Below are 12,179 nucleotides of genomic sequence, written 5' to 3'. Positions count from 1 at the left end.
CTTTCCGCATGCCACACCTTTCCAGTATTCTGCTGGTCGACGATGACCCGACCACCAATTTTCTGAATCAGCTGCTGTTGCGCCGCATGGCCGTGGCCGATGAGCTGCGGGTGGCGGAAAACGGGGCCGATGCGCTGCGCCTGCTGGGCCAGCCGGCGCCCGCGGGCCCGGTCAACCCCGCTCCGGCCCTGATCCTGCTCGACGTGAACATGCCCGTGATGAACGGCATCGAGTTTCTGCAGGCCTGGCAGCAGCTGCCCGCCACCCGCCGTCAGGGCACCGTGGTGGTGGTGCTGACCACCTCCCTGCACGAGCGCGACATGCAGCAGATGCAGCGGCTGCCCGTCACCACCGTTGTCGACAAGCCCCTGACCGAAGCCAAGGTCCACGCCATTCTCGATCAGTACTTCCGCCAGCACGTGCCCGGGATTTGAGCGGCCCTCCGGCCGCTGCTGCTCAAACACCAACGCCGCGCCGCCGGCTCCCCGTGGGGAGCCGGCGGCGCGGCGTTGGGCCTGGCGCCGGCGCGGGGTTAGCGCCGCTTCCGCTTTTTCGACGACTGGTAGTCCTCGTCGTCATCGTCGTCGCCGCCGAAGTTGGGCATGGTGAACATGGACGAGAACAGGTCCTTGAACTGGGTGCCGCCGGTGAGGCGGTTGCGGGACAGGAGGCTCATTTCGGCCATGCCGTGCAGGGCAAACTCCTGCCAGAACAGCGGGTCTTCGGCAAACATGTCGGCCGGAATGCTCTGCGTCACCAGGTCGCGCAGGCCGGGCACGGCTTCGATGGCCTGACGGTAGTCGGCGGCCGGGGCGTCGTGCAGAATGTCGACGGTGTGGGCCCCGAACCAGTCCTGCACCGGCTTGTAGGGGTTGGGCTTGTCTTTCTGCTTCTTGGCCTTTTCGGGGTCGGGGAAGTAGTGCAGAAACTGGCTGCGCAGGGCCTTGCCCATCAGCTTCTCGGCCACGATGCCCGCGCCCTCCTGCTCGCCCTCGTACACCAGCTCCACCTTGCCGGTGATGGCGGGCACGGCGGCCATGAAGTCGGCCACGCGCACGCGGGTGCTCGTCTCGCCGTTGATGAGGGCCCGGCGCTCGGCGGCGGCAATGACCTGCTCGTAGGCCGAGATGGTCAGGCGCGCCGACACGCCCGATTTGGCGTCGACGTACTCCGAGCCGCGGGCCTCGATGGCCACCTGCTCCACCAGGTCGTGAATGACCTCGTTGCCGGTCACCAGCCCGCGCTGGGCCTCCGTGAGGCGGGCTTCCTGGCGGGTGATGCGCTTGCCGATTTCCAGCGTTTTGGGGTAGTGCGTGATGATCTGCGCGTCGATGCGGTCCTTGAGCGGGGTGACGATGCTGCCGCGGTTGGTGTAGTCCTCGGGGTTGGCGGTGAAGACGAACTGGATATCCAGCGGCAGACGCACCTTGAAGCCGCGAATCTGGATGTCGCCTTCCTGCAGGATGTTGAACAGCGCCACCTGGATGCGGGCCTGCAAATCGGGCAGCTCGTTGATGACGAAGATGCCCCGGTGCGCCCGCGGAATCAGCCCGAAGTGAATCACGCGCTCATCCGAGTAGGGCAGCTTGAGGGTGGCGGCCTTGATGGGGTCGGCGTCGCCGATCAGGTCGGCCACCGACACGTCGGGAGTGGCCAGCTTTTCGGTGTAGCGCTCCGAGCGGGGCAGCCAGCTGACGGGGGTATCGTCGCCCTTTTCGGCCACCAGGTCGACGGCGTAGCGCGAGAGGGGCTGCAAGGGGTCGTCGTTCAGCTCGGAGCCCTGCACCACCGGAATGTACTCGTCGAGCAGCCCCACCAGCTGGCGGGCAATGCGCGTCTTGGCCTGCCCGCGCAACCCCAGCAGGTTGATGTGGTGCATGGAGAGGATGGCCCGCTGCAGGTCGGGAATCACCGTTTCTTCGTAGCCGTGGATGCCGGGAAAGGCGTTTTCGCGGCGCTGGAGCTTCTGAATCAGGTTGTCGCGCAGCTCTTCCTTAACGGTGCGCGAGCGGTAGCCCGCAGCCTTGAGCTGGCCGAGGGTGCGGATAGTTTCGTGGTTCATCGGGGGCAGATAGGGAGCGGGAGAAGGGTCCCGGCTTAGTAAACAGCTAAACCGGGGTCGAGGTTCGGCGGGGCTTCCGCAGCCGGGCTGGCTTTCAGCCGGTGCCCGGCGCCCTGACGAGCCCATGACTATAGCGCCACCACGGTCGACGCCGGTTGAAAACCGGCTTTATGCCGGGCGCCGGGCCCGCTCGTCTCCCTCGCTAAACCGGCGCCAGCGCCACATCATTTTTCCTTACCGCTCACATAGTTATGCGACTGACTGGCGTGGGTGCGGCGGATACTTTTGCCCCTCACTCCGCTCCGCTGCCAACCCTACCCTTTTCCGCTATGAAAAAAATCCTGCGAATCGTCGGCCTCGTGGGGGCCGGCGTCGTCTTCCTGCTGGCCTGCGCGGCCACCTTCGTGCAGGTGCGCGGCATTCCGAGCTACGACCCGCCCCGGCTCCGGCTGGCCCCGGTGGCCTACACGCCCGCGCGCGTGGAGCACGGCCGCCGCCTGACCATGAGCGTGTGCGCCGCCTGCCACCTCGACCGGCAGACCGGCCGCCTGCGCGGGCAGCTGCTCCGGGACATTCCGGCCCAGTTCGGGCAGTTCTACTCGGCCAACATCACCCAGGACCGGCAGCACGGCATCGGCGGCTGGACCGACGCGCAGGTGGTGGCCCTGCTGCGCACCGGCCTGGGGCCCGACGGGCGCATCCGCTCGGTGATGCCCAACTTCGGCCGCCTCTCCGACGAGGACGTGCTGAGCATCGTGGCCTTCCTGCGCTCCGCCGACCCGGTGTTGCAGCCCGACGCCACGCCCTCGCACCCGCAGGAGCCGAGCTTCCTGGGCAACGTGCTGGCCAATACCATCATTCAGCCCGCCGAGCTGCCCGCCCGGCCCGTGCTGCAGCCCAACCCCGCCGATCAGGTGGCCTTCGGGCGCTACCTCGTCACGTCGCGCTACAAGTGCTACGACTGCCACTCCGGCGACATTCTGAAAACCAGCGACGCCAACCCTGAGCAGTCCTTTGGCTACCTGGGCGGCGGCTCGGTGCTGCAGGACGCAGAGGGCCACGACATTGTGAGCCGCAACCTGACCGCCGACCCCGAAACCGGCCTCGGCGACTGGACGCCCGAGCAGTTTGCGCAGGCCATGAAGTACGGCCGCTCGCCCAGCGGGCCGCTGCGCTACCCCATGCCCAAGTACTCGCTGGTAACCGACGCGGAAGCCCGCGCCATCTACGCCTACCTGCGCACGGTGCCCGTCATCAAAAACGCCACGCCCGAGGACGGCGCGGCGGCCGTGGCGACGCACTAGCCGGCCGCCGCCCGCAAGATGTGGTAGCCGCCCGGGCCCTGCTCACATCATTGTGCGAGTGCGCTGAGTGCAATGCCAGCCTACTTTTGTCCCACTCTCCTGCCTCTCTCTTCTGCCTTTCTGACGCTATGAAAAAAGTCCTCCGTATCCTCGGCTTGCTGCTGGCCGGCGTCGTGTTTCTCGGCGCCTGCGCGGCCACCTTCGTGCAGGTGCGCGGCATTCCGAGCTACGACAAGCCCCAGATGGCCGCCCAAAAGATTGTGGCCACGCCCACGCGCATTGCCCACGGCCAGAAAATCGTCAACGCCATGTGCGTCGACTGCCACCGCAACCCCGCTACCGGCGCCCTCAGCGGCAAGCAGCTGACCGAGCTGCCGCCGGAATTCGGCAAGCTCTACGCAGCCAACATCACCCAGGACCAGCAGCACGGCATCGGCCGCTGGACCGACGAGGAGCTGGTGGCCCTGCTGCGTACCGGCATCGGGCGCGACGGGCGCTACCGCGTGGTGATGCCCAACTTCCGTCACATGTCCGACGAGGACGTGGCCAGCGTCATTGCTTACCTGCACTCCACCGACCGGCAGGTGCAGCCCGACCCCACGCCCACGCACGAGCAGGAGCCCTCGTTTCTGGCCAAAGCCCTGACCAACACGGTGATGAAACCCCTGCCCATGCCCGACGGCGCCGTGGTAGCCCCCGCCCCCACCGACGCCGTGGCCTACGGCCGCTACCTGGTGGTGGGCCGCTACAAGTGCTACGACTGCCACAGCCAGGACCACCAGACCAACAACCACCTGGAGCCGGAGAAATCCGCGGGCTACCTGGGCGGCGGCATCGACTTCGTGACGACGGATGGCAGCCTGATCAAGAGCCGCAACCTGACGATGGACGCCGAAACCGGCCTCGGCGACTGGACGGAGGCGCAGTTTGTGCAGGCCGTGCGCTACGGCCAGTCGCCGCACGGGCCGCTGCGCACCCCCATGCCCAAGTTTACACTCATGGACGAAACGGAAGCCAGGGCCATTTACGCCTATTTGCGCACCGTTCCCGTACTCAGGAATGCGACGCCGGAAGACGGCGCCGCCGCCGTGGCTACGCGTTAGGGAAAACCAAGCCCGGCAGTGCAAAACGGCCGCCCCAGTCGGGGGCGGCCGTTTTTGTGTTATCAGCCGGGTCGGGGTCGAAAGTCGGGGCCAGGCCCGCCGGAATACTGATTTATCCTACGGAAAAATTATATAATGATATTTAATTGAATTTTAACGATAAGATTTAATCCTATTTTAAGCAACATTACGCATCCCTCCCGGGTTTGGAACGTACTTTTGCTGCCGAACTGCCAAGGCTTAATCCCGGCGTTGGGGGCCGGTACGCAAGCGTTGCCGCGCTTTCCTCGTCGTAGCTAGCCGACGGACCTTTCTGGTAGCTGTTGCCTTGGTGCGTTGGCCACGCTACCTGAACCCTTATTGCCCTTCAATGGCTTCAAAATCAGTCACCTTACCCCCACCCACCCCCTGGCAGCGGCTCACCCGCATGCTGGAGCCGGAGCGCCGCTCCATTCGTTACATCCTGTTCTACGCCCTGGTTTCGGGCCTGATCAGCCTTACCCTGCCGCTGGGCACGCAGGCCGTGTTCAACCTGGTCTCGACCGGGGCCGTGTTCAGCTCCACCTACATCCTGATCGGGGTGGTGGTGGTGGGCGTGCTGCTGGCGGGGCTGCTGCTCATCGGGCAGCTCACGCTGGTGGAGGCCATGGAGCAGCGCCTGTTTGCCAAGGCCGCCATTGAGTACGCCTACCGCCTGCCGCGCATCGATCCGCGGGCGCTGGAGGGCGAGAATCCGCCGGAGCTGGTCAACCGCTTCTTCGACGTGCTGACGGTGCAGAAGGGCCTGACCAAGCTGCTGATCGACCTGATGTTTGCCGGCATTCAGATTGTGTTTGCCGTCATCGTACTTTCCTTTTACCACCCGATTTTCCTCGGCTTCGGGCTTCTGACCCTGGTGCTGCTCGGGCTGATTTACGCGCTGCACTACCGGCAGGCGCTGCGCACCAGCCTGCAGGAATCGGTGCATAAGTACCAGACGGTGGACTGGCTGCAGCAGGTGGCCGGGGTGCTGCCCGAGTACCGCGGCCACGCCGCCGCCCAGGAGCAGGCCATGGACCGCACCGACGAGCTGACGGCCCGCTACCTGCGCGCCCGCAACGACCATTTTCGGGTGCTCAAAACCTACTACAGCTGGGGCGTGGCCCTGCGCACCCTGCTCACGGCGGGCCTGCTCATTGCCGGCACGCTGTTCGTGGTGTCGCGGCAAATGACGCTGGGCCAGTTCGTGGCCGCCGAAGTGCTCATCGTGCAGGTCAGCAGCTCCATCGAGAAGCTGCTGAACGGGCTGGGCACCGTCTTCGACATGCTCACCGGCGTGGAGAAACTGGCCGCCGTGCCCGACCTGCCCCTCGCCAAATCCCAATCCGCCGATGCCCATGCTTAACATATCCAACCAGGAAGTCGACGACTCGCTCTGGCACGAGGAGCTGGACCGGGCCCACCGCGAGCTGCTGGAGCCCCGGGGCGCCCGCCTGCTGGCCCAAGTGCTGGTGGCCGTGGGCGTGCTCTTCCTCATCATCCTGTTCCTGCCCTGGCGCCAGACCATTCAGGGCACGGGCACGCTCACCACGCTGCGCCCCCAGGACCGCCCCCAGACGGTGCAGAACGCCATTGCCGGCCGCATCGAGCACTGGGCCGTGCGCGAGGGGCAGCTGGTGAAGCAGGGCGACACGCTGCTGACAATTTCCGAAATCAAGGACGAGTACTTCGACCCGAACCTGCCCGAGCGCCTGCGCGAGCAGCTGACGGCCAAGCAGGGTAACGTGGCGGCCAACGCGGCCAAAATCGAGGCCACCGACCAGCAGCTGGCCGCCCTGCGCCTGACCTTGAACGTGCAGCTCGACGCGGCCCGCAACCGCGTGACCCAGGCCCGCAACTCGGTCCGCATCGACTCGGCCGACCTAGTGGCGGTGACCAACTTCTTCCAGATTGCCCAGGCCCGGCTGGCCCGCTACGAGGAAGGCTACAAGAACGGCCTGTTCTCGCTGACCGACATTGAGACGCGGCGCCTGAAGCTGCAGGAAGACCAGGCCAAGGTGACGGCCCAGCGCAACAAGCTGCTCAACTCGCAGCACTCCCTGGCCAACGCCCGCATCGAGCTGTCGAACCTGCGGGCCAAGTACGAGCAGGACGTGGCCAAGACCCTGTCGGACCGCAGCTCGGCCGTGTCGAGCCGGGCCTCGTCGGAGGGCGAGGTGGCGGCGCTGCGCAACAAGATCAGCAACGTGGACGTGCGCCGCGGCCTCTACATCGTGCGGGCGCCGCAGGCGGGCTACGTGGTGCGCACGCTCAAGGCCGGCATCGGCGAAACCATCAAGGAGGGCGAATCCATTGCCACCCTGCAGCCCGACGCGCCCGTGCTGGCCGTGGAGCTGTACGTGCGGGCCATGGACGTGCCCCTGATTCAGCGCGGCCGGCAGGTGCGCCTGCAGTTCGACGGCTGGCCGGCGGTGCAGTTTTCGGGCTGGCCCTCGGTGGCCGTGGGCACCTTCGGCGGCACCGTCACCGTCATCGACGTGGTGAGCAGCGGCAACGGCAAGTACCGCCTGCTGGTGCGCCCCGACCAGCACCACGAGCGGGACCGGGCGTGGCCGGCGCAGCTGCGCTTGGGCTCGGGCGTATACGGCTGGGTGATTCTGGACTCGGTGCCGGTGTGGTACGAAATCTGGCGGCAGCTCAACGGCTTCCCGCCCAGCCTGCAGGCGGAGCCCACCGAAGCGCCGGTGAAAGCCAAAGCGGAGAAGTAGCCATGAGGACGCATTTGATTGGTTTTTCGTTGTTCAGTTTTCGTTTTTCGACCATTCCTCGGAAACAACGGATTGGTTCGGGGTCGAGCGTCAACGAAAAACAAACAACGAACAACGAACAACGAACCGCCGCAACCCTGCTCCTGAGCCTGCTGTGCCTCAGCGCCCTGGCCCAGGACCCGCGCCTGCCCACCCGGAAGCCCGGCCTGGAGCCCGCCCCGCTGCAAACCCAGCAACTGGCCCAGGACCGCCCGCCGGCCGATACGGCCCGGGTGTTTGCCCTGCAGAACCTGGCCGACCTGGTCTTTGCCCATCACCCGGTGGTGAAGCAGGCGGCCCTGCTCAGCGACGACGCCCGCGCCGAGGTGCAGCAGGCCCGCGGCGGCTTCGACCCCAAGCTGGCCTCGGGCTTCGACCGGAAGCACTTCGGCGGCACCGACTACTACAACAACTGGGGCAACGAGTTGAAGCTGCCCATCTGGCCGGCCGGCATCGACTTGAAGGTGGGCTACGACCGGATGGTGGGCCGCTACGTGAACCCGGAGTACCGCACCCCGCTCGACGGGCTGGCCATAGCCGGCCTCTCGGTGCCGCTGGGCCAGGGTTTGCTCATCGACGCGCGCCGCAGCACCCTGCGCCAGGCCAAAATCCTGGTGGACGCGGCCGAGGCCGAAAAGGTGAAGCAGATCAACGAAATCTGGCTGCAGGCGGCCCGGGACTACTGGACCTGGTACTACACCTACCAGCAGATGCGGCTGATCGAGGAGGGCGTGGAGCTGGCCGAAACGCGCTTCCGCGGCACCAGCCGCCGCGCCCTGCTCGGCGACCAGGCCCCCATCGACTCGGTGGAGGCCCAGATTACGGTGCAGGACCGGCAGGTGCAGTACGAGCAGCTGCGCGTGGAGCTGCAGAACGCCCGCCTGCTCCTCTCGAACCACCTCTGGAACGCCGACGGCCAGCCGGTGGAGCTGCCCGCCTACGCCGTGCCCCAGCGCCCCTTGCTCATGCCCCTCGATACCGTGGCGCTGCGCGGGCTGCTGGACTTTGCCGGCAGCCGCCACCCCACCCTGCTCAAGCTCGACGCCAAAATCCGGCAGCTGGGCGTGGAGGAGCGCTACCGCCGGGAGCTGCTCAAGCCGACGCTGAACGTGAGCGGCTACCTGCTCAGCCGCGGCGACTTTTACCGCCCCGAGGTACCGGCCTACTACGACTTCGGCCGCGACAATTACAAGCTGGGCGTGGATTTCGCCGTGCCGCTGTTTCTGCGCAAGGAGCGCGGCAAGCTCTGGCAGACCCGCATCAAGGTGCAGGACGCCACGCTGGAGCAGCAGAACAGCCGCCGCAGCATCACCAACCAGGTGTGGGCCAAGTACAACGCCCTGAAGGCCTACGAGCGGCAGCTGGTGGTGCAGGAGCAGACCATTGCCAACCAGCGCACCCTGCTGCGGGCCGAAACGCAGAAGTTTGAGCTGGGCGAAAGCACCATCTTCCTCGTCAACGCCCGCGAAACCAAGCTCATCGACCTGCGGCTCAAGCAGGAAAGCCTGCGCGCCAGCTACGAGAAGACCCTGGCCGAGCTGTACTACTACGCCGGCACCCGCACGGCCGGCCCGGTGGAGTAAGCCCTGAAAACGCCGAAACGGCGCCCCGGAGCAGTTCCGGGGCGCCGTTTCGGCGTTTTCAGGGCTTGACTGGCTGAACGACCGTCCGGGCGAGGCCGCAGCTCAGCCGGGCTGTGCGCAACGCCCCGGCAGGTCGAACGATAGTGGTCCTGCGACTTCGAGTCGTAGGTCCACTTCGGTGGCTTACAGCGTTTTGCGGCGGTTGCGCTTGTAGTCCTCGAAAATCATGCTACCCAGGCCTTTCAGCGAGCTGTAGTAGGCCTTGCCTTGGTTGGTTTCGGTGAACTCGCGCACGAACTGCTGCAGGTACGGGTCGGAGGCAATCATGAAGGTGGTGATGGGAATCTTGAGGCGGCGGGCGGCGGCGGCCAGGTTCAGGGTCTTGTTGACCACTTTGCGGTCCAGCCCGAACGAGTTCTTGTAGTAGCCGCCGGGCTCCTTCAGGCAGGTGGGCTTGCCGTCGGTAATCATGAAAATCTGCTTGTTGGCCGTCTTGCGCTTGCGCAGCAAGTCCATGGCCAGCTCCAGCCCGGCCACCGTGTTGGTGTGGTAGGGCCCCACCTGCAGGTAGGGCAAATCCTTCACCTCGATCTGCCAGGCATCGTTGCCGAACACGATGATGTCGAGAAAGTCCTTGGGGTACTTCTGCTTCACCAGCTCGGCCAGGGCCATGGCCACCTTCTTGGCCGGCGTGATGCGGTCCTCGCCGTAGAGAATCATCGAGTGCGAAATGTCAATCATCAGCACCGTGCTCGTCTGGGTTTTGTGCTCGGTGTCGCGCACTTCCAGGTCGCCCTCGGTGAGCAGGTAGTTGCCGTCGAGGCCGTGGTTGAGCTGGGCGTTGCGCAGGCTCTCGGTCATTTCGATCTGCTCGATGGTGTCGCCGAACTGGTAGTCGCGCAGGTCGGTGGTCAGCTCGTCGCCCTGCCCGGCGTGCGGGGTGCGGTGGTTGCCCTGGGTGCCGCGCTTGAGCTTGCCGAAGATTTCCTCCAGCGCCGACTTGCGGATCAGCTGCTCCGACTTGGCCGTAATCTTCAGCTCGCCCAGCTCCTGCTCGTTTTCATCGATGTAGCCCTTCTTTTTCAGGTCCTCGATGAAGTCGCCCATGCCGTACTCGTCGTTGGTCAGGCCGTACTGCTTGTCCAGCTCGTTGAGCCACTGCAGGGCCTCCGACACGTCGCCCGAGGTGATGGTGACCAGCTGCATGAACAGCTTGAAAAGCGTATCGAAGCCCTTTTCGGGATTCTCATCGGGGATAAAGTCGCGGAAGCGGAAGCCAACAGCCATAGTCAGGAGGAATGGACTCCGAAAACAACGGCCGGCCGGAGTTAGTTTTTCGTTACTCGTTTATCGTTGTTTGGCGGCCCTGCTTACGGGCAACGGCTCCGAACCATCCGCAACGAACAACGAGCAACCAACCACGAAAAACGCACGCCCATGAAAGCCATCTGGAACAACGCCGTGCTGGCGGAAAGCAACGACACAGTGGTCGTTGAAAACAACCATTATTTTCCGGCCGATTCCATTAATAATGAATACTTTGAAGGCAGCATTGCCGGCACCTCCTGCCCCTGGAAGGGCCGCGCCAGCTACTACTCCCTGCGCGTCGACGGGCAGCTGAACAAGGACGCCGCCTGGTACTACGCCGACCCCAAGCCGGCGGCCGAGCACATCCGCGGCCGGGTGGCGTTCTGGAAGGGCGTGCAGGTGGTGCCGTAGCGGCAAATACCCAGCCGCGTGTAACCCCAGGGGGTAGGCAGGCGTTAGTATAGCGAATTATCAATACTGGCTCTTCTCTCCACTTCCTTTCCATAACCCTCATGAAACGTTCCATTTTGGCGGTGCAGCTTGCCGCTGCCGCGCTCGTGCTGCTCGGCAGCTGCGACTCGGCCCGCAACACCACCGACACCTCCAACGGCACCGCAACCGTGGAAACGACGGTGACCACGCCCGGCGACGTGGCCTTCTCGCGCGACCTGACCCAGGGCGAGTACCGCTTCCAGATTCAGTCGAACACGCTCGACAACGGGCAGCAGCTCACCATCAAAACCCGCCGCGGCGACGCGCTGGTCACCGACCCGATTCGCCTGAACGTGAAGGGCAGCGTGACCGACGCGGTGATGGGTGACCTGAACGGCAACGGCAGCCCCGAGCTGTACGTGTTTACCAGCGGCGGCTCGATGGGCATGGGCGGCGTCGAAGCCTACGAGTTCGTCGACAAGGCGTTCCGGCCGATTCAGGCCATTCCCAAGCTGAGCAACGACCTGGCCACCGGCTACAAGGGCGAAGACAAGTACGAAATCCGCGGCAACCACCTGGTGCGCACCTATCCCGTGTACACCGGCACCGACGCCAGCGCTACGGCCACCGGCCAGTCGCAGACGGTGGAGTACACCCTGAACGCGCAAGGCATGCTGATGCCCATGCCGACCACGCCGGTCGTGGCGCCCCAATCGAGCACCACCACCACGCCCAAGCCCTAACGGCCGCTTCGGTTCCGCCCACATTACGAAAAAGCCCGCCTTGCCCAAGGCGGGCTTTTTTGTGCGACCGAGCCAGCGCCGTGCCGGCAACGTAACCTCGCCTGCGGGGCCGCGTTAGTACCAAGTACCGCTCCCGCATGTCTCACCGGGCGGGGCCGCGGCCCCGCCCCTCTGCCCTGCCCCATGACCACACCTCGCCACCCCCTGCTGCCCGCCCTGGCCCTGCTGCTGCTCGGCTGCGACTCGCAGCGCACCACTTCCGAAAGCGCCGCGCCGGTTTCCACCGCCACCACGCCTCCGGGCGCTTCGGCCGTGAGCTACCAGAAACAGCTGCAGCGCGGCGACTACAGCTTCGCCGTGCAGACGCTGGGCACCGGCAGCCAGCGCCAGCTGGTGTGGCGGGCCGAGCGCCTGGGCCGCGAGCTGGCCTCGATGACCGACAACCTCGACGGCTCGGTGCTCGACGCGCAGGTGACCAACCTCAACAACGACGAGTATCCCGAGCTGCTGGTGTTCGTGGCCGACGCCGGCAGCGGCTCCTACGGCCGCCTGGTGGGCTACGAGTTTCTGAGCCGGGGCCGCCGCCCGCTCACGCTGCCCACGCTGGAAGGCGCCGCTGCCGACGGCTACCTCGGCCACGACTCGTTCCGCATCGACGGGCGCCGCATCATCCGCACCTTCCCCATCTACCGCCCCACCGACCCCAACAGCACGCCCTCGGGCGGCACCCGCACCGTGGAATACGAGATGCCCAAAAAGGAAGGCGCCATCACCGTGGTCGGCCACCGCGACGGGGTGTAGGGGACATTAATTTAGCAGTTGCCTGGCCAGCTGGCTGGTCGTTCCAGCAAGCATCAT

11 protein-coding genes are annotated in these 12,179 nt (G+C 65.6%); 9 read left to right on the top strand and 2 right to left on the bottom strand.

Features of this window, described 5'->3' with window-relative positions; genetic code table 11:
• Nucleotides 1–8: 8 nt before the first annotated feature.
• Nucleotides 9–434 carry a response regulator gene (locus DLM85_RS02705; RefSeq protein WP_111476518.1) on the top strand — a complete coding sequence of 142 codons (426 nt, stop codon included), beginning with the start codon at nucleotides 9–11 and terminating at the stop codon, nucleotides 432–434.
• A 98-nt stretch (nucleotides 435–532) separates the two neighbouring features.
• Here DLM85_RS02705 and DLM85_RS02700 read toward each other — a convergent pair whose 3' ends face one another.
• A complete protein-coding gene (locus DLM85_RS02700) occupies nucleotides 533–2,062 on the bottom strand; it encodes a sigma 54-interacting transcriptional regulator (RefSeq protein WP_111476517.1) in 1,530 nt (509 codons plus the stop codon).
• 329 nt (nucleotides 2,063–2,391) lie between these two features.
• Here DLM85_RS02700 and DLM85_RS02695 point away from each other — a divergent pair, with 329 nt between their 5' ends.
• The 5 genes from DLM85_RS02695 to DLM85_RS02675 all read left to right on the top strand — a co-directional run bounded on the left by DLM85_RS02695 (nucleotide 2,392) and on the right by DLM85_RS02675 (nucleotide 8,838).
• On the top strand, nucleotides 2,392–3,366 hold the full coding sequence (locus DLM85_RS02695; protein ID WP_111476516.1) for a c-type cytochrome: 975 nt from the start codon (nucleotides 2,392–2,394) through the stop codon (nucleotides 3,364–3,366).
• Nucleotides 3,367–3,494: 128 nt separating this feature from the next.
• Complete coding sequence (locus DLM85_RS02690) at nucleotides 3,495–4,469, top strand: c-type cytochrome (RefSeq protein WP_111476515.1); 975 nt, start codon at nucleotides 3,495–3,497, stop codon at nucleotides 4,467–4,469.
• 370 nt (nucleotides 4,470–4,839) lie between these two features.
• Complete coding sequence (locus tag DLM85_RS02685) at nucleotides 4,840–5,853, top strand: ABC transporter transmembrane domain-containing protein (RefSeq protein ID WP_111476514.1); 1,014 nt, start codon at nucleotides 4,840–4,842, stop codon at nucleotides 5,851–5,853.
• Nucleotides 5,846–7,216: an HlyD family secretion protein gene (locus DLM85_RS02680; RefSeq protein WP_111477481.1), complete on the top strand. Its 1,371-nt coding sequence runs from the start codon at nucleotides 5,846–5,848 to the stop codon at nucleotides 7,214–7,216. The genes DLM85_RS02685 and DLM85_RS02680 overlap by 8 nt, the downstream gene beginning before the upstream one ends.
• Before the next feature lie 29 nt (nucleotides 7,217–7,245).
• Nucleotides 7,246–8,838, top strand: coding sequence for a TolC family protein (locus tag DLM85_RS02675; protein ID WP_165821983.1), 1,593 nt, complete (start codon nucleotides 7,246–7,248; stop codon nucleotides 8,836–8,838).
• A 183-nt stretch (nucleotides 8,839–9,021) separates the two neighbouring features.
• Here the strand turns inward: DLM85_RS02675 and DLM85_RS02670 are convergent, their stop codons facing one another.
• Nucleotides 9,022–10,125, bottom strand: a complete 1,104-nt coding sequence (locus DLM85_RS02670; protein ID WP_111476512.1) for a vWA domain-containing protein — start codon at nucleotides 10,123–10,125, stop codon at nucleotides 9,022–9,024.
• Nucleotides 10,126–10,275: 150 nt separating this feature from the next.
• Here DLM85_RS02670 and DLM85_RS02665 point away from each other — a divergent pair, with 150 nt between their 5' ends.
• From DLM85_RS02665 to DLM85_RS02655, 3 genes are all read left to right on the top strand, one after another.
• Nucleotides 10,276–10,557: a DUF427 domain-containing protein gene (locus DLM85_RS02665; RefSeq protein WP_111476511.1), complete on the top strand. Its 282-nt coding sequence runs from the start codon at nucleotides 10,276–10,278 to the stop codon at nucleotides 10,555–10,557.
• Nucleotides 10,558–10,658: 101 nt separating this feature from the next.
• Nucleotides 10,659–11,321 carry a hypothetical protein gene (locus DLM85_RS02660; RefSeq protein ID WP_111476510.1) on the top strand — a complete coding sequence of 221 codons (663 nt, stop codon included), beginning with the start codon at nucleotides 10,659–10,661 and terminating at the stop codon, nucleotides 11,319–11,321.
• A 183-nt stretch (nucleotides 11,322–11,504) separates the two neighbouring features.
• Entirely contained in the window at nucleotides 11,505–12,122 is a 618-nt protein-coding gene (locus DLM85_RS02655) for a hypothetical protein (RefSeq protein WP_111476509.1), read from the top strand.
• The last annotated feature ends 57 nt before the right edge of the window (nucleotides 12,123–12,179 follow it).

The organism is Hymenobacter edaphi (assembly GCF_003258365.1).
Taxonomy (GTDB): Bacteria; Bacteroidota; Bacteroidia; order Cytophagales; family Hymenobacteraceae; genus Solirubrum; species Solirubrum edaphi.
This window is presented reverse-complemented; position numbering and strand designations above follow the sequence as displayed.